At 65.8% G+C, this 18398-nt stretch carries 11 protein-coding genes, 3 rRNA genes, 1 pseudogene and 1 riboswitch; of the genes and pseudogenes, 13 read left to right on the plus strand and 2 right to left on the minus strand.

Going from position 1 to position 18398, the window contains the following annotated elements:
• Nucleotides 1-70: 70 nt before the first annotated feature.
• Nucleotides 71-520 (minus strand): PTS sugar transporter subunit IIA, encoded by a 450-nt coding sequence (locus ACSU6L_RS31690; RefSeq protein ID WP_437062337.1) that lies wholly within the window; start codon nt 518-520, stop codon nt 71-73.
• 551 nt (nt 521-1071) lie between these two features.
• Here ACSU6L_RS31690 and ACSU6L_RS31695 point away from each other — a divergent pair.
• The 13 genes and pseudogenes from ACSU6L_RS31695 to ACSU6L_RS31755 all read left to right on the plus strand — a co-directional run.
• Nucleotides 1072-2599 (plus strand): 16S ribosomal RNA (locus ACSU6L_RS31695).
• A gap of 316 nt (nt 2600-2915) precedes the next feature.
• Nucleotides 2916-6037, plus strand: a 23S ribosomal RNA gene (locus ACSU6L_RS31700).
• 89 nt (nt 6038-6126) lie between these two features.
• Nucleotides 6127-6243 (plus strand): 5S ribosomal RNA (gene rrf, locus ACSU6L_RS31705).
• Together the 16S, 23S and 5S rRNA genes form the textbook arrangement of a ribosomal RNA operon.
• A gap of 110 nt (nt 6244-6353) precedes the next feature.
• On the plus strand, nt 6354-6959 hold the full coding sequence (locus ACSU6L_RS31710; protein WP_073943380.1) for a CDP-alcohol phosphatidyltransferase family protein: 606 nt from the start codon (nt 6354-6356) through the stop codon (nt 6957-6959).
• A gap of 116 nt (nt 6960-7075) precedes the next feature.
• Entirely contained in the window at nt 7076-9571 is a 2496-nt protein-coding gene (locus ACSU6L_RS31715) for a sugar phosphate nucleotidyltransferase (protein WP_437062340.1), read from the plus strand.
• A gap of 99 nt (nt 9572-9670) precedes the next feature.
• On the plus strand, nt 9671-10600 hold the full coding sequence (locus tag ACSU6L_RS31720; RefSeq protein WP_437062342.1) for a DUF881 domain-containing protein: 930 nt from the start codon (nt 9671-9673) through the stop codon (nt 10598-10600).
• Nucleotides 10597-10929, plus strand: a complete 333-nt coding sequence (locus tag ACSU6L_RS31725; RefSeq protein WP_003988855.1) for a small basic family protein — start codon at nt 10597-10599, stop codon at nt 10927-10929. Before ACSU6L_RS31720 ends, ACSU6L_RS31725 begins: the two co-directional genes overlap by 4 nt.
• 5 nt (nt 10930-10934) lie before the next feature.
• A complete protein-coding gene (locus ACSU6L_RS31730) occupies nt 10935-11768 on the plus strand; it encodes a DUF881 domain-containing protein (protein ID WP_437062344.1) in 834 nt (277 codons plus the stop codon).
• A 61-nt stretch (nt 11769-11829) separates the two neighbouring features.
• On the plus strand, nt 11830-12792 hold the full coding sequence (locus ACSU6L_RS31735) for an FHA domain-containing protein (RefSeq protein WP_437062346.1): 963 nt from the start codon (nt 11830-11832) through the stop codon (nt 12790-12792).
• 43 nt (nt 12793-12835) lie between these two features.
• Nucleotides 12836-13573: a transcriptional regulator FtsR gene (gene ftsR / locus ACSU6L_RS31740; protein ID WP_073943385.1), complete on the plus strand. Its 738-nt coding sequence runs from the start codon at nt 12836-12838 to the stop codon at nt 13571-13573.
• Nucleotides 13574-13708: 135 nt separating this feature from the next.
• Complete coding sequence (locus ACSU6L_RS31745; protein WP_004002801.1) at nt 13709-14182, plus strand: bifunctional nuclease family protein; 474 nt, start codon at nt 13709-13711, stop codon at nt 14180-14182.
• Nucleotides 14183-14427: 245 nt separating this feature from the next.
• A complete protein-coding gene (locus ACSU6L_RS31750; RefSeq protein ID WP_437065132.1) occupies nt 14428-15069 on the plus strand; it encodes a MerR family transcriptional regulator in 642 nt (213 codons plus the stop codon).
• Nucleotides 15070-15340: 271 nt separating this feature from the next.
• Nucleotides 15341-16687 (plus strand): annotated as a pseudogene (locus ACSU6L_RS31755) (DNA polymerase IV); the annotation flags it as partial.
• 1035 nt (nt 16688-17722) lie between these two features.
• Here ACSU6L_RS31755 and ACSU6L_RS31760 read toward each other — a convergent pair.
• Nucleotides 17723-18094 carry a PRC-barrel domain-containing protein gene (locus tag ACSU6L_RS31760; protein WP_198948585.1) on the minus strand — a complete coding sequence of 124 codons (372 nt, stop codon included), beginning with the start codon at nt 18092-18094 and terminating at the stop codon, nt 17723-17725.
• A gap of 114 nt (nt 18095-18208) precedes the next feature.
• Nucleotides 18209-18304, plus strand: a riboswitch (glycine riboswitch).
• The last annotated feature ends 94 nt before the right edge of the window (nt 18305-18398 follow it).

Here is an 18398-nt window from a genome sequence, read left to right on the forward strand (position 1 = left end):
TCCGATAAGTGCGGCGGGTCCCGCCGCCGCGGTGGTTGTCCTACCTGGCCGCCCTAAGACGGCAGTGACGTCACTTCCAGACGAAGAGACTGTCGCCGGCCTTGACGTCGCCGTCCTCACGGAGCTCGGACAGAGCCTCGGCGGTGGCCTCCAGCGCCACGACCGGGCAGACCGGGGACTTACCCGCCGCCTCGACGGCGGCCGGGTCCCAGCGCACGACGGCCTGGCCGCGCGTGACGGTGTCGCCCTTGTTCACCAGCAGCTCGAAGCCCTCGCCGTTGAGCTGCACGGTGTCGATGCCGAGGTGGGTGAGCACGCCGTGCCCGTCCGAGTCGACGACCACGAAGGCGTGCGGGTGCAGAGAAACGATGACTCCGTCGACGGGCGAGACCGCTTCGGAAGGCTCACGTACGGGGTCGATGGCGGTACCCGGGCCGACCATGGCCCCGGAGAAGACCGGATCCGGCACGGCTGCCAGTCCGATGGCGTGTCCTGCCAGCGGCGAGGTCACGGTGGTCATGGGAAACCTCCCAGGGGTGGAGATATATGGGCCGTCACTGCCTGTCCCGGACGGCGCACTGAGCAGCAGGGTATGTCATAGGAAGTACCGGTTCGTACGAGTGGGTCCGATTAGAGGTCTAGACCACATCCTCCATCGATTTGCACCTGCTCGACGGCCCCGTGTACAGTCGTACTCCTGCTTGAGGCTGAGCGACGCGACCGAGCGTCCTTGCCCGGCGGCACCCAACTTGTCAGATCCTATCTCGGGGTCTCCTTCTGCATGCCTGCGGGAGGGTGGTCAGAGAGACGGAAAAACCCTGATAGAGTTTGGAACACCGAAGGGAAGCGCCCGGAGGAAAGCCCGAGAGGGTGAGTACAAAGGAAGCGACCGTTCCTTGAGAACTCAACAGCGTGCCAAAAGTCAACGCCAGATATGTTGATACCCCGTCCATCGGACAACCGATGGTCGAGGTTCCTTTGAAAAAACACAGCGAGGACGCTGTGTGCGAGAGGATTATTCCTCCTCTCGCACCGCTCTCGTGATGTGTTGCACCGGATTACCGGTAAACATTCACGGAGAGTTTGATCCTGGCTCAGGACGAACGCTGGCGGCGTGCTTAACACATGCAAGTCGAACGATGAACCTCCTTCGGGAGGGGATTAGTGGCGAACGGGTGAGTAACACGTGGGCAATCTGCCCTGCACTCTGGGACAAGCCCTGGAAACGGGGTCTAATACCGGATACTGATCATCTTGGGCATCTTTGATGATCGAAAGCTCCGGCGGTGCAGGATGAGCCCGCGGCCTATCAGCTTGTTGGTGAGGTAACGGCTCACCAAGGCGACGACGGGTAGCCGGCCTGAGAGGGCGACCGGCCACACTGGGACTGAGACACGGCCCAGACTCCTACGGGAGGCAGCAGTGGGGAATATTGCACAATGGGCGCAAGCCTGATGCAGCGACGCCGCGTGAGGGATGACGGCCTTCGGGTTGTAAACCTCTTTCAGCAGGGAAGAAGCGAAAGTGACGGTACCTGCAGAAGAAGCGCCGGCTAACTACGTGCCAGCAGCCGCGGTAATACGTAGGGCGCAAGCGTTGTCCGGAATTATTGGGCGTAAAGAGCTCGTAGGCGGCTTGTCGCGTCGGATGTGAAAGCCCGGGGCTTAACCCCGGGTCTGCATTCGATACGGGCAGGCTAGAGTTCGGTAGGGGAGATCGGAATTCCTGGTGTAGCGGTGAAATGCGCAGATATCAGGAGGAACACCGGTGGCGAAGGCGGATCTCTGGGCCGATACTGACGCTGAGGAGCGAAAGCGTGGGGAGCGAACAGGATTAGATACCCTGGTAGTCCACGCCGTAAACGGTGGGCACTAGGTGTGGGCAACATTCCACGTTGTCCGTGCCGCAGCTAACGCATTAAGTGCCCCGCCTGGGGAGTACGGCCGCAAGGCTAAAACTCAAAGGAATTGACGGGGGCCCGCACAAGCGGCGGAGCATGTGGCTTAATTCGACGCAACGCGAAGAACCTTACCAAGGCTTGACATACACCGGAAACACTCAGAGATGGGTGCCCCCTTGTGGTCGGTGTACAGGTGGTGCATGGCTGTCGTCAGCTCGTGTCGTGAGATGTTGGGTTAAGTCCCGCAACGAGCGCAACCCTTGTCCCGTGTTGCCAGCAGGCCCTTGTGGTGCTGGGGACTCACGGGAGACCGCCGGGGTCAACTCGGAGGAAGGTGGGGACGACGTCAAGTCATCATGCCCCTTATGTCTTGGGCTGCACACGTGCTACAATGGCCGGTACAATGAGCTGCGATACCGTGAGGTGGAGCGAATCTCAAAAAGCCGGTCTCAGTTCGGATTGGGGTCTGCAACTCGACCCCATGAAGTCGGAGTCGCTAGTAATCGCAGATCAGCATTGCTGCGGTGAATACGTTCCCGGGCCTTGTACACACCGCCCGTCACGTCACGAAAGTCGGTAACACCCGAAGCCGGTGGCCCAACCCCTTGTGGGAGGGAGCTGTCGAAGGTGGGACTGGCGATTGGGACGAAGTCGTAACAAGGTAGCCGTACCGGAAGGTGCGGCTGGATCACCTCCTTTCTAAGGAGCACTTCTCAACCGGGCTTGCCTGGTTCAGAGGCCAGTACATCAGCGAACGTCTGATGCTGGTTGCTCATGGGTGGAACGTTGACTACTCGGCACGGTCCAGGATGGACCAGGCGCTAGTACTGCCCCTCGGGGCGTGGAACGCTGATCTGGTCAACTGATCGTGTCGGGCACGCTGTTGGGTGTCTGAGGGCACGGCCGCATGGTCTGTCTTCGGATCGCCGGCCCCAGTGAACTTGAGTCTTGATGGCTCGGGGTGATGGGTGGCTGGTCGTTGTTTGAGAACTGCACAGTGGACGCGAGCATCTGTGGCCAAGTTTTTAAGGGCGCACGGTGGATGCCTTGGCACCAGGAACCGATGAAGGACGTGGGAGGCCGCGATAGTCCCCGGGGAGTCGTCAACCAGGCTTTGATCCGGGGGTTTCCGAATGGGGAAACCCGGCAGTCGTCATGGGCTGTCACCCTTGCCTGAACACATAGGGCAAGTGGAGGGAACGCGGGGAAGTGAAACATCTCAGTACCCGCAGGAAGAGAAAACAACCGTGATTCCGGGAGTAGTGGCGAGCGAAACCGGATGAGGCCAAACCGTATGCGTGTGAGACCCGGCAGGGGTTGCGCATGCGGGGTTGTGGGATCTCTCTTCTACGGTCTGCCGGCCGTAGGACGAGTCAGAAACCGTTGATGTAGGCGAAGGACATGCGAAAGGTCCGGCGTAGAGGGTAAGACCCCCGTAGTCGAAACGTCAGCGGCTCGTTTGAGAGACACCCAAGTAGCACGGGGCCCGAGAAATCCCGTGTGAATCTGGCGGGACCACCCGCTAAGCCTAAATATTCCCTGGTGACCGATAGCGGATAGTACCGTGAGGGAATGGTGAAAAGTACCCCGGGAGGGGAGTGAAATAGTACCTGAAACCGTGTGCCTACAAGCCGTGGGAGCGTCGGAATGGAGCTTGCTTCATTCTCGTGACTGCGTGCCTTTTGAAGAATGAGCCTGCGAGTTTGCGGTGTGTTGCGAGGTTAACCCGGGTGGGGTAGCCGTAGCGAAAGCGAGTCCGAATAGGGCGCTGTAGTAGCACGCTCAAGACCCGAAGCGGAGTGATCTAGCCATGGGCAGGTTGAAGCGGAGGTAAGACTTCGTGGAGGACCGAACCCACCAGGGTTGAAAACCTGGGGGATGACCTGTGGTTAGGGGTGAAAGGCCAATCAAACTCCGTGATAGCTGGTTCTCCCCGAAATGCATTTAGGTGCAGCGTCGTGTGTTTCTTGCCGGAGGTAGAGCACTGGATAGGCGATGGGCCCTACCGGGTTACTGACCTTAGCCAAACTCCGAATGCCGGTAAGTGAGAGCGCGGCAGTGAGACTGTGGGGGATAAGCTCCATGGTCGAGAGGGAAACAGCCCAGAGCATCGACTAAGGCCCCTAAGCGTACGCTAAGTGGGAAAGGATGTGGAGTCGCACAGACAACCAGGAGGTTGGCTTAGAAGCAGCCACCCTTGAAAGAGTGCGTAATAGCTCACTGGTCTAGTGATTCCGCGCCGACAATGTAGCGGGGCTCAAGCGTACCGCCGAAGTCGTGTCATTGCAGCATAACGGCCAACGCCGGCTGTGATGGGTAGGGGAGCGTCGTCTGCCGGGTGAAGCGGCACTGGAAGGTAGTCGTGGACGGTTGACGAGTGAGAATGCAGGCATGAGTAGCGATACAAACGTGAGAAACGTTTGCGCCGATTGACTAAGGGTTCCTGGGTCAAGCTGATCTGCCCAGGGTAAGTCGGGACCTAAGGCGAGGCCGACAGGCGTAGTCGATGGATAACCGGTTGATATTCCGGTACCCGCTGTGAAGCGTCAAACATCGAATCCAGTGATGCTAAGGCCGTGAAGCCGCCCCTGATCTCTTCGGAGTGAGGGGGAGTGGTGGAGCCGCTGACCCAAGTTGGTAGTAGGTGAGTGATGGGGTGACGCAGGAAGGTAGTCCATCCCGGGCGGTGGTTGTCCCGGGGTAAGGGTGTAGGCCGCAAGGTAGGCAAATCCGCCTTGCATACGGCTGAGACCTGATGCCGAGCCGATTGTGGTGAAGTGGATGATCCTATGCTGTCGAGAAAAGCCTCTAGCGAGTTTCATGGCGGCCCGTACCCTAAACCGACTCAGGTGGTCAGGTAGAGAATACCGAGGCGTTCGGGTGAACTATGGTTAAGGAACTCGGCAAAATGCCCCCGTAACTTCGGGAGAAGGGGGGCCACACCCGGTGATCCGATTTACTCGGTGAGCTGGGGGTGGCCGCAGAGACCAGCGAGAAGCGACTGTTTACTAAAAACACAGGTCCGTGCGAAGCCGTAAGGCGATGTATACGGACTGACGCCTGCCCGGTGCTGGAACGTTAAGGGGACCGGTTAGCTCACCTTCGGGTGGGCGAAGCTGAGAACTTAAGCGCCAGTAAACGGCGGTGGTAACTATAACCATCCTAAGGTAGCGAAATTCCTTGTCGGGTAAGTTCCGACCTGCACGAATGGCGTAACGACTTCTCGACTGTCTCAACCATAGGCCCGGTGAAATTGCACTACGAGTAAAGATGCTCGTTTCGCGCAGCAGGACGGAAAGACCCCGGGACCTTTACTACAGTTTGATATTGGTGTTCGGTTCGGCTTGTGTAGGATAGGTGGGAGACTTTGAAGCGGGCACGCCAGTGTTCGTGGAGTCGTCGTTGAAATACCACTCTGGTCGTGCTGGATGTCTAACCTGGGTCCGTGATCCGGATCAGGGACAGTGTCTGATGGGTAGTTTAACTGGGGCGGTTGCCTCCTAAAGGGTAACGGAGGCGCCCAAAGGTTCCCTCAGCCTGGTTGGCAATCAGGTGTTGAGTGTAAGTGCACAAGGGAGCTTGACTGTGAGACCGACGGGTCGAGCAGGGACGAAAGTCGGGACTAGTGATCCGGCGGTGGCTTGTGGAAGCGCCGTCGCTCAACGGATAAAAGGTACCCCGGGGATAACAGGCTGATCTTCCCCAAGAGTCCATATCGACGGGATGGTTTGGCACCTCGATGTCGGCTCGTCGCATCCTGGGGCTGGAGTCGGTCCCAAGGGTTGGGCTGTTCGCCCATTAAAGCGGTACGCGAGCTGGGTTTAGAACGTCGTGAGACAGTTCGGTCCCTATCCGCTGTGCGCGTAGGAGTCTTGAGAAGGGCTGTCCCTAGTACGAGAGGACCGGGACGGACGAACCTCTGGTGTGCCAGTTGTTCTGCCAAGGGCATGGCTGGTTGGCTACGTTCGGGAGGGATAACCGCTGAAAGCATCTAAGCGGGAAGCCTGCTTCGAGATGAGGACTCCCACCCACTTGATGGGGTAAGGCTCCCAGTAGACGACTGGGTTGATAGGCCGGATATGGAAGCCAGGTAACTGGTGGAGTTGACCGGTACTAATAGGCCGAGGGCTTGTCCTCAGTTGCTCGCGTCCACTGTGTTGGTTCTGAAACCACGAACAGCCGTCGTAGCCGATGTGTTGCGGCTCCGGTTGTCAGTTTCATAGTGTTTCGGTGGTCATAGCGTGAGGGAAACGCCCGGTTACATTCCGAACCCGGAAGCTAAGCCTCACAGCGCCGATGGTACTGCAGGGGGGACCCTGTGGGAGAGTAGGACGCCGCCGAACTCCCTTTAGAGCTCTGGCTCTTGGGCATACAGCCCAAGAGCCAGAGCTTTTTTGCGTTGAGGTAAGGTCGGGGGGCATCGTTGGCACGTTTTCCCACAGGAGGCCCCCGGGTGGAGGTCCAGGAGACCCGAGTTCAGACAGATCGGGTCCTCACCATCCCGAACATCCTCAGCATGGCGCGACTCGTCGGCGTGCCCCTCTTCCTGTGGCTCATCCTCAGGCCGGAGTTCGGCGGTCCGAAGAGCGATGGCTGGGCGCTGCTGGTACTCGCCCTGAGCGGCGTCAGCGACTATCTGGACGGCAAGCTGGCGCGGCGCTGGAACCAGATCAGCAACCTTGGCCGGCTGCTCGATCCCGCGGCTGACCGGCTGTACATTCTCTCGACCCTGGTCGGGCTCACCTGGCGCGAGATCCTGCCGATCTGGTTGACCGCTGTACTGCTGGCGCGAGAGCTGGTTCTGCTGGTGATGGTGGGCATCCTCCGGCGGCACGGCTATCCGCCGCCGCAGGTGAACTTCCTCGGCAAGGCCGCCACCTTCAACCTGATGTACGCCTTCCCGCTGCTGTTGCTCAGTGACGGGACTGGCTGGCTCTCGTCACTCGCTGCCATTTTCGGATGGGCGTTCGCCGGATGGGGTACAACGCTGTACTGGTGGGCAGGAGTCCTCTACGTGGTACAAGTCCGCCGTCTCGTTCGGGCGGACATGGCCGATTGAGCTCGCCGAATGGTGCGGTCGCAACGGCGCGATGGCCCGCAGCGGAAAAGTGCGCGACAATTTCGGACGGGTGAAGTCGGCTAGACCGTCGTCTCTTCGAGGAGGACGCTTCCGACATGAAGGCCGTCGTGATGGCCGGTGGCGAGGGCACACGCCTTCGTCCCATGACCTCGAGCATGCCCAAGCCGCTCCTGCCGGTGGCCAACCGGCCGATCATGGAGCACGTTCTGAGGCTGCTCAAAAGGCATGGGCTCAACGAGACCGTCGTAACCGTGCAGTTCCTTGCCTCGCTGGTCAAGAACTACTTCGGTGACGGCGAAGAGCTCGGAATGGAGCTCACCTATGCCAACGAGGAGAAGCCACTCGGTACCGCGGGAAGCGTGAAGAACGCTGAGGAGGCGCTGAAGGACGACACGTTCCTCGTCATCTCCGGTGACGCGCTGACCGACTTCGACCTCACCGATCTGATCAACTTCCACAAGGAAAAGGGCGCGCTGGTCACGGTCTGTCTGACGCGTGTGCCCAATCCTCTGGAATTCGGCATCACCATCGTCGACGAAGAGGGCAAGGTCGAGCGGTTCCTCGAGAAGCCGACCTGGGGGCAGGTCTTCTCGGACACCGTGAACACCGGCATTTACGTCATGGAGCCCGAGGTCTTCAACTACGTGGAGGCCGACGTTCCCGTCGACTGGTCGGGCGATGTCTTCCCGCAGTTGATGAAGGAGGGCAAGCCGATCTACGGCTATGTCGCCGAGGGCTACTGGGAGGACGTCGGCACGCACGAGAGCTATGTGAAGGCCCAGGCCGATGTCCTGGAGCGGAAGGTCGACGTCGAGATCGACGGCTTCGAGATCTCTCCGGGTGTGTGGGTGGCAGAAGGTGCCGAGGTGCATCCCGACGCCGTTCTGCGAGGCCCGCTCTACATCGGCGACTACGCCAAGGTGGAGGCCGGCGCGGAAATCCGCGAGGACACCGTCGTGGGCTCGAACGTGGTCGTCAAGAGCGGGGCGTTCCTGCACAAGGCCGTGGTGCACGACAACGTGTATGTCGGGCAGCACAGCAATCTGCGGGGATGTGTGGTCGGGAAGAACACCGACATCATGCGTGCCGCTCGTATCGAGGACGGCGCGGTCATCGGCGACGAATGCCTGATCGGTGAAGAATCGATCGTGCAGGGCAACGTGCGCGTGTACCCGTTCAAGACGATCGAGGCCGGTGCGTTCGTCAACACCTCGGTCATCTGGGAATCCCGGGGCCAGGCTCATCTCTTCGGGGCCAGGGGCGTCTCCGGCATTCTGAACGTCGAGATCACCCCGGAACTCGCGGTCCGGCTGGCCGGCGCCTACGCGACCACCCTGAAGAAGGGCTCGACGGTCACCACGGCCCGTGACCACTCGCGGGGTGCTCGCGCCCTGAAGCGGGCGGTCATCTCCGCGCTGCAGGCGAGCGCCATCGACGTACGCGACCTGGAGAACGTACCGCTCCCGGTGGCGCGACAGCAGACGGCGCGGGGCAGTGCCGGCGGCATCATGATCCGCACCACGCCCGGGGTGCCGGACTCCGTGGACATCATGTTCTTCGACGGCCAGGGCGCGGACCTGTCCCAGGCGAGCCAGCGGAAGCTGGACCGGGTGTTCGCGCGGCAGGAGTACCGGCGGGCGTTCCCCGGAGAGATCGGGGACCTGCATTTCCCGGCGAGCGTGTTCGACTCGTACACGGGCTCGCTGCTGCGGAACGTCGACACGACGGGGATCACGGAGTCCGGGCTCAAGGTCGTCGTCGACGCGTCCAACGGCAGTGCGGGGCTGGTGCTGCCGAGCCTGCTGGGCAAGCTCGGCGTGGACTCGCTGACGATCAACCCCGGTCTGGACGAGTCCCGGCCGACGGAGTCGGAGGAGGCCCGACGCCGGGGCCTGGTGCGGCTCGGCGAGATCGTCGCGTCCGCGCGGGCGGCGTTCGGCGTGCGGTTCGACCCTGTCGGCGAGCGGCTGTCGCTGGTCGACGAGAAGGGCCGGATCGTCGAGGACGACCGGGCGCTGCTGGTGATGCTCGACCTGGTGGCCGCGGAGCGGCGCAGCGGGCGTGTGGCCCTGCCCGTGACCACCACGAGGATCGCCGAGCAGGTGGCGGCCTACCACGGGACCCAGGTCGAGTGGACGACCACCTCGCCCGACGATCTGACACGGGTCGGGGCCGAGGAGTCCACGATCTTCGGCGGTGACGGCAAGGGCGGCTTCATCGTTCCGGAGTTCAGCAGTGTCTTCGACGGCACGGCGGCCTTCGTACGGCTGATCGGGTTGGTAGCGCGGACACAGCTCACGCTCAGCCAGATCGACGCGCGGATTCCGCGGGCGCACGTCCTCAAGCAGGATCTGGCGACCCCGTGGGCCGTCAAGGGTCTGGTCATGCGGCGGGTGGTCGAGGCGGCCGGAGATCGCTTCGTGGACACCACCGACGGTGTCCGCGTGGTGGAGGCCGACGGTCGTTGGGTGATGGTCCTGCCCGACCCGGCGGAGGCGGTCACCCATCTGTGGGCGGAGGGCCCGGACGACGCGTCCGCGCAGGCCCTGCTCGACGAGTGGTCGGCGGTCGTGGACAGCGCCGGACGGTAAAGAACCCTCCACGCGCGCGTGCCGGACATGTGCCCCCCAAGGGGGCCTGTCCGGCACGTCGGTGGGGCCATTCGGAGGTACTGGGCGCGACGTGCGACGATGTGCGGCATGCCGCAGCCGCCCCCCGTTCGGAGCACATCGACGCGACCGCCCTCGCGTCCGGACGCGTCCATGTCGCTGCTCAACAACGTCATGGACCACAGCCTCGACGACGGGTACGCCGAGGCGGCGGAGCGGAAGAAGGCCGTCGGGGACGCCGGCATGCCGAAGACGCTCCGGGCCCGGCTGGGGCTGGCCGTCGGTCTGGTGCTGGCCGCCCTGGTCGTCACCGTCGGCGCCGCGCAGGCGCGGGTGGCCGCTCCCGCCCTCGCCAAGGAGCGCGAGGAGCTGATCGACCGCATCGACCGGGAGACCGAGGCCGCCGACGCGCTGGAGAACGATGTCGACGAGCTGCGGAACGAGGTCGGCGCACGGCAGCGCGAGGCCCTGAAGCACACCGGCGAGGGCGAGCGCACGGAGCTGATGGGCATCCTGTCGGGCGCCACCGCGGTGCACGGGCCCGGGGTGAAGCTGGTCGTCAACGACGCCAAGGAAGCCGGCGCGGGCGGCGACGCCGACCCGCGCGGGACCTCCGGTTTCTCCGACACGGGACGGGTGCGCGACCGCGACATGCAGCGCGTGGTCAACGGGCTGTGGGAATCGGGCGCCGAAGCCGTCTCGATCAACGGGCAGCGGCTGACCGCGCTGTCGGCGATCAGGGCCGCGGGTGACGCCATACTGGTCGACAACCGGCCACTGGTGCCGCCGTACACGGTGCTCGCGGTGGGGGACGGGGAAACGCTGAGCAGGCGGTTCCAGAACAGCGCGGACGGTCTGTACCTGCATGCCCTGCAGGAGAACTTCGGCATCCGGACCGGTATCTCCGTGGAGGACGATCTCCGGCTTCCGGCCGCGCCGAGTGTGACCGTGCGCACCGCACAGCCGAGATCCGAGTCAGCACAGCCGAGAACTGAGAAAGGCACATCGTGATCGCCGTACTGGGCCTCGTCGTGGGAGTCGTGGCCGGCCTGTTGGTCCGGCCCGAGGTTCCGGCGGTCGTCGAGCCTTATCTGCCGATCGCCGTCGTCGCGGCGCTGGACGCCGTCTTCGGCGGACTTCGGGCCATGCTCGACGGCATCTTCGACGACAAGGTCTTCGTGGTGTCGTTCCTGTCGAACGTGGTCGTCGCCGCGCTGATCGTGTTCCTGGGCGACAAGTTGGGCGTGGGCGCCCAGCTGTCCACGGGTGTCGTGGTCGTCCTCGGCATCCGGATCTTCTCCAACGCCGCGGCGATCCGCCGGCACGTGTTCCGGGCGTGAGGCCGATGAGCACCCAGGACGAGACCGGCGAGAACAGGCTGCGCAAGGAGCTGCCCGAGGAGGTGCCGGCGGTTCCGGCGCCGGCACCGGAGCCCGAGGAGCCCGCCGAGCCCGCGCTGACCGGGCGGCAGCGGCTGGTGCAGGGGCTGTGGCCGCCGCGCGTCACCCGGGCCCAACTCATCGTGGCACTGCTGCTGTTCGGCCTCGGCTTCGGTCTGGCCGTGCAGGTCGCCTCGAACAGCGACGGGGACAGCGCGCTGCGCGGAGCCCGGCAGGAGGATCTGGTCCGCATCCTCGATGAACTCGACGACCGGACACAGCGTCTTGAAGACGAGAAGCAGGATCTCGAGACGCAGCGGGACGAGCTGGAGAACAGCTCGAACCAGGCTGAGGAGGCCCGTCGGCAGACGATCGAGAAGGAGAGACAACTCGGTGTCCTCGCGGGCACGGTGGCCGCGGAGGGCACCGGCATCACGATGACCATCGAGGACCCGAAGGGAACGGTCGAGGCGGACATGCTGCTCGACGCGATCCAGGAGCTGCGCGCCGCGGGCGCGGAGGCGATCCAGGTGAACGGCGTGCGGGTGGTCGCGAGCACCTTCCTGACGGATTCCGGCGAAAGCGTGGCCGTCGACGGGAACAAGATCAACGCGCCCTATCGTTTCAAGGTCATCGGCAAGCCGCAGGACCTCGAACCGGCGCTCAACATCCCTGGAGGCGTGGTGCAGACGCTTGAGAAGGAGCAGGCCACCGTGACCGTCGAGCGGTCGGACAAGATCGTCGTGGACGCCTTGCGAGCTGCGAAGCGACCTGACTACGCTCGGTCGTCCTCCCAGTGAACCGGCGGTGCATGGGGGACGTCCGGCGGGGGCATGAGCTTGCGGGGGGTCGCCGCACCGATTGGGTGGTGCGTGGTGGAAACTGTCTGGTGGACACGGACGTTGTGAGGATGTCCGGCTCGACCAGTGTGTGCAATCAGGGTTCGTCCTGCCCCACGGGCGGGTCTGTTTCGGTCAAGGGGAATCGCCCGTGAAGTTGTTTGCGAAGTTGTTCGGCAAGAGCGCGCGAGAGGGTAGCGACAACAACGCCACCGCTCGTCATCGCGCACAGCCTGACGCGGAGGGCCAGCGCCCGCTGTTCCGGGACCAGGTGGCTGGTCCGGGCGGTGACATTTCGGGAGGTCAGGGCGCGCCGTCTGTTGACCCTGCCCAGTCCGGCGGCATAGGTTTCGGGCAACCGTCAACCTCAAGTACGGGTGGAGGGTTCTCCTCTGGTCCGTACGCGTCCAATGCGCCGGCGGGGCAGCCGCGGCAGGAGGATCCGTCCATGTCGGTCCTGGTGTGTACGAGGTGCGGTAACCGCAACGCGGAGAGCAGCCGCTTCTGTTCCAACTGCGGTGCGCCGCTGCGGGCGGGTGCGGCGGCGGAGCGTCCGTCGGAGACGACCTCCACGATCTCCATCAGCGGCCTGGAGGCCTACGACGCCGAGGCCACCGGCCAGACGCCGATGCCCACGCTCTCCCCGGAGGCGCAGGCCGCCGTCGACGCGCTGCCGCTGGGCTCCGCGCTGCTGGTGGTGCGCCGCGGTCCGAACTCGGGCAGCCGCTTCCTGCTGGACGGCGACCTGACCACGGCCGGGCGTCATCCGCAGAGCGACATCTTCCTGGACGACGTGACGGTCTCCCGGCGGCATGTGGAGTTCCGGCGCAGCCCGGACGGCTCGTTCACGGTGGCGGACGTGGGCAGCCTGAACGGCACCTACGTCAACCGTGAGCGGATCGACCAGGTCGCTCTGGCGAACGGTGACGAGGTGCAGATCGGCAAGTACCGACTGGTCTTCTACGCCAGTCGGCAGGGCATCTGACCCTCCCCCAGACGCAGTCCGGGGGAAACCCCAGGGAAGGTCCATGCTTCAAACACCGAGCGGCGGTGCCGGGCACGGTACCGCCGCCGCGGACAGTGGGCTGATGAGCATCGGCATGGTGCTGAACCTGCTGCGCGAGGAGTTCCCCGAAGTCACCATCTCCAAGATCCGTTTCCTGGAGTCGGAGGGACTGATCGAGCCGCAGCGGACCCCCTCGGGGTATCGCAAGTTCAGCGCCGGTGACGTCGAGCGCCTCGGTCACGTCCTGAGGATGCAGCGGGACCACTATCTGCCGCTCAAGGTGATCCGTGAGCACCTCGACGCGCTGGAGCGGGGCGAGGACGTACGGCTTCCCGTGCTCGGCCGGCAGCGTGACGGCGAGGCCGTCCTGGAGCCGGCCGAGGGGCCCACGGCGGCCCGGATCGGGCGGGCCGAGCTGCTGGCCGCCGCCGGGATCGACGAGCTCCAGCTGGCCGAGTGGGAGTCGTACGGGCTGGTCACGGCGCTGTCGGACGGGGTGTACGACGCGGAGACCGTAACCGTCGCGACGCTGGTCGCTGAGCTGGGGCGGTTCGGGATCGAGCCGCGTCATCTGCGTTCGATGAAGGCCGCGGCCGACCGTGAGGCCGGGCTGGTGGACCAGGTGGTGGCCCCGCTGAGGCGCCACCGCAACCCGCAGACCAGGGCGCACGCGGAAGCGCGGGCCAAGGAACTGGCCGGTCTCGCGGTGAGGCTGCACTCGGCGCTGGTGCAGACCGCGCTCGGGGTGCGCCTGCCCTGAGCTGGGACGCGCTGCCTGCGGGGCCCGCTCGGCCGGGGTGGCGAACGGTGTCCGAGGGGGCCGGGACGGCCGGGATCGGGCACCTGATGTCGGCCCGACTACCCAAACGTCCCGAGCACGGCCTAGGGTTGCTGTGTGAACGAGCTCGATGTCGTAGGTGTCCGGGTCGAAATGCCCTCCAACCAACCGATCGTGCTCCTGCGCGAAGTGGGAGGCGACCGTTACCTCCCCATCTGGATCGGGCCCGGGGAGGCGACGGCGATCGCCTTCGCCCAGCAGGGCATGGCCCCCGCACGACCGCTGACCCACGACCTGTTCAAGGACGTGCTGGAGGCCGTCGGCCAGGAGCTCACCGAAGTACGCATTACGGATCTGCGTGAAGGCGTCTTCTACGCGGAGCTGGTCTTCGCGAGCGGGGTCGAGGTGAGCGCCCGCCCGTCCGATGCCATAGCGCTGGCCCTGCGCACCGGAACGCCGATCTACGGCAGTGACGGGGTGCTGGACGACGCGGGTATCGCCATTCCGGATGAGCAGGAGGACGAGGTCGAGAAGTTCCGGGAGTTCCTCGACCAGATCTCGCCCGAGGACTTCGGGACCAGCAGCCAGTGACTCGGGGCGGTCCGGCGGACCTCGGCCGGGCCGCGCCTGTCACAGGACGCCGTGGGCATTTGCCGGCGGCGAGTGAGAGCGTCCTGCGGCTCCCGCCGAGAGCATTCGGCTAGCCTTTCCCCGCGGTGGGGCACGGGAAACCACTCTTAGGGTGATTATCACTCGGCGTGCCGAGTGTGGCGATCGTTGACGCACCCTTGGTGACTGCCTACCGTCGAGAAGGCAGGTCAAGGACGGAGGTCGGCGTGAGAAACAGCGGCGACGGTACGGCTGGGGGTGCCCCCGGACGCAGTTTCGGGGAGAGCGGTCCGTACCCGCTTGGGCGGGCGGCCGATCACCCTGCGCAGCGGCCGACGGCTGTGTCCGGCGGCGGAGGGGCATCGTCCGAGGAGGCCGAGGAGGTCGGCTACCGCGGCCCGACGGCGTGTGCCGCGGCGGGCATCACCTATCGGCAACTGGACTACTGGGCGCGTACCGGGCTGGTCGAGCCGAGCGTGCGGCCCGCCTACGGGTCGGGCACCCAGCGTCTCTACAGCTTCCGGGACGTCGTCGTCCTGAAGATCGTGAAGCGGTTCCTCGACACCGGGGTGTCGTTGCAGAACATCCGCACCGCCGTCCGGCATCTCAGGGAACGCGGGTTCCGTGATCTTGAGCGTATGACGCTGATGAGCGATGGCGCGACCGTCTACGAGTGCACATCGCCCGACGAGGTGCACGCGCTGCTCCAGGGCGGTCAGGGGATCTTCGGCATCGCGGTCGGCGTGGTCTGGCGGGATGTGGAGAACGCGCTGTCGCAGCTTCACGGGGAGCGCATCGACACGGGGGAGACGCTCGTCGGGCACAATCCGGCGGACGAGCTGGCCCGGCGGCGCAACCGGGCGGTCTGAGCCGGTCGCGACGAGGTCCGGCGCAGCAGCGGAGCGGTAGGAGACGGTCACAGGGCTGTCGTGGAGACCGATGGGCCTCGCGTGGGCACTCGTGGGCACGTGGCTCCGGAAGGGGCGTGACAGCGGCTGTGAGGGCTGCTGAAACGTGTTTCCGGGTGCGGCGAGTGGCGTATGGGAGCGTTCCCGTTCCGTTGTCGCCGTCGCCGTCGCCGTCGCCGTCGCGTCCGTTCGCGCGGGCCCATTGTCAGTGGCGTGGTGCAGCATCGGAGATGTGAGAAACGCGCCCACGATCCTGCATCTGGACATGGATGCCTTCTTCGCCTCGGTGGAGCAGGCGTCGAAGCCGAGCCTGCGCGGGAAGGCCGTGGTCGTGGGCGGGCTGGGGCCGCGGGGCGTGGTCGCCACCGCGTCGTACGAGGCACGGGTCTTCGGGGTGCACTCGGCGATGCCGATGGGGCAGGCCCGGCGGCTGGCGCCGAACGCGGCGTATCTCGTGCCGCGCTTCCAGCTGTACCGGTCGATCAGCGAGCAGGTCATGGCGCTGCTCAGGGCGCTGTCGCCGCTGGTGGAGCCGTTGAGCCTCGATGAGGCGTTCGTGGACCTGGAGGCCGGGGGAGCGGCCTGGGACGAGCAGTCGGCGCGGCTGGCGGGGGCGAAGCTGCGCGCGGACATCCGGGCGGTGACCGGGCTGACGGGGTCGGTGGGGCTGGCCGCATCCAAGATGCTCGCGAAGATCGCCTCCGAGCAGGCGAAGCCCGACGGGCTGGTGCTGATCCCCCCGGGGACGGAGCGGGCGCTGCTCGGGCCGATGTCCGTGCGGACCCTGCCCGGGGTGGGCCCGGCCACCGGCGACCATCTGCGGCGGGCCGGCATCACCACGGTCGACGACATCGCCGAGGCCGGCGAGGACGAGCTGGTGCGGCTGCTGGGCAAGGCGCACGGGCAGGCGCTCCACGCGATGGCGCTGGCGCGGGACGACCGGCCCGTGGTGGCCGAGCGGGAAGCCAAGTCGGTGTCGGTCGAGGACACCTACGACGTGGACATCCACGACCGGCTCCGGGTGGGGCTGGAGGTGCGGCGGCTGGCGGACCGGTGTGTACGGCGGCTGCGCGGCGCGGGGCTGTCCGGGCGGACCATCGTGCTGAAGGTCCGCAGGTACGACTTCTCCACGCTGACCCGCTCCGAGACCCTGCGCGGGCCCACGGACGACCCGGCGGTGGTACGGGAGGCGGCGGCGCGGCTGCTGGACTCCGTGGACACGACGGGCGGTGTCCGGCTGCTCGGCGTCGGGGTCAGCGGGCTCGCGGACTACACGCAGGAGGACCTGTTCGCGCAGGCGGCGGGGGAGCGCGAGGACGACGAGGCGGACCAGACGGTCGACATACGCGTTCCCGGGGAGGCGGAGCCGGCCGAGCGGCACTGGCGGGCGGGACACGACGTGCGGCACACCGAGTACGGGCACGGCTGGGTACAGGGCAGCGGCCTGGGGCGGGTGACGGTGCGGTTCGAGACGCCGGCTTCGGAGCCGGGGCGCGTGCGGACGTTCCGGATCGACGATCCGGCACTGGAACCGGCCGAGCCGTTGCCCTTGGTTGCGGGGAGACTCGGAGGCCTCGGGGGAGGCGAGGGGGTTACCGGGGATAGCGTGGTAGGCGGGGTCGCTGAGGCCGTCGGGGATGGTCGAGCCGCTTGGGGTGGCGAAGCCACCGAGGGAGCCGGGGACGGCCAGGCTGCCGGGGAAGACACAGTCGCCGGGGACGGCCGAGTGACCGGAGGTGGCGAGGCCGTCGGTGATGATGAGGCTGCCCGGCAAGACCAAGCTGCCGGGAACGGCGAAGCCACCCAGGACGGCGAGGTCGCCGGGGGTGGCCGAGTGGCTGGCGAAGCTGCCGGGAAAGGCGAAGCCCCCGGAGATAGTGAAGCCACAGGCATCCCTGGGGACGGCGAAGCTGCCCGGGACGATGAGGCCGCTAGGGAAGGCCAAGCCGCCGGAGATGGAGGAGCGCCTGGAAACGCCGACGCTGCCAGGGCAGGCGAAGCGCCCGGAGATGGTGAAACCGCCGGGGACGGCGACATCGCTGGGGACGGCCGAGCCGCCGGGGACGATGAGGCCGCCAGGCCAGGCCAAGCGGCCTGAGATGGTGCGGCCGCCAGCGATGGCCGAGCGGCCAGGGACGGCGGAGTGCCTGGAAACGGCGAGGCTGCCCCGGAAGGCGATGCGCGCGGGGATGGCGAAGCCGACGGGGACGGCCGGGCTGCCGGGACGATGAGGCCGCCGGGGAAAGCCAAGCCGCCGGAGATGGCGAGGCGCCAGGGATGGCCCGCTGGCCGGGAGCCGGGAGCCGGGAGCCGGGAGCCGGGAGCCGGGAGACGGGAGACGGGAGACGGGAGACGGGAGACGGCGAGGCCGCCGGGGAACGTCAATCGACCGGGGACTCAGAGGCCGCCGCGAACTCGGAGGCCACCGGGGAGGGCCGAGTGGCCGGGGAGGGCGAGGCCGCCAGGTACGGACAGGCAGCCGGAGATGCCGCCAGGGGTGGTGCTCAAGTGGTGCCCGGGGTGAGTGGCTGAGTGGCGTGTGCCGAACCGGCTCGGTGGGTGAAGCCGGTGGGTGCGCGGTTCGGGTTTGCCGTGGGCCGCTCACCCCGGGGGCTCAGGTCTCGTCCGTGCCCGCCAGCTTGCCGAAGTCGTGGTCCGGCAGGACCGGTGGGGGCGCGATGTCGAGGCCGTAGTGGTGGTAGAGCTGGAGTTCCTGTTCGGGCGAGAGGTGGCGGCCCACGCCGAAGTCGGGGGCGTCCTTGATCAGGGCGCGTTCGAAGGGGACGTGGAGGCTGCCCTCGACCAGTTCGCTGGGTTCGAGGGGGACGAAGGCGTCCCTGCTGAACAGGCCGGTGCGTATGGCGGCCCACTCCGGCACGCCGGTCGCGTCGTCGAGGTAGACCTCGTCGATGGTGCCGATCTTGGTGCCGTTGCGGTCGAACGCCTTGCGGCCGATCAGGTTGCGCGGATCGATATCGGTCTGCACGGGCCCTCCACGTGGTCGCAACTCATCCGTAAGCACTACGAAAGAGCACAATGGTGAACCCGGCCACTCGAACGCCTGGGCGTTGACCTCGCTGGTACGCTGGCAAACGGCTGCTGACCCCGTGCGGGAGAGTCCTCCGGACACCATCGGAGGCGCCGAAGGAGCAAATCCTCCCCGGAATCTCTCAGGCCCATGTACCGCACGGACGAGGTCACTCTGGAAAGCAGGGCGGGTGTCGACGGCTTCCGCTCTCACCGACGGTGAAAGCCGGGTCCCCTCGGGTGGTCCGGTGAAACTCTCAGGT

It is taken from the genome of Streptomyces sp. enrichment culture (assembly GCF_964272855.1).
In the GTDB taxonomy this organism is placed as follows: Bacteria; Actinomycetota; Actinomycetes; order Streptomycetales; family Streptomycetaceae; genus Streptomyces.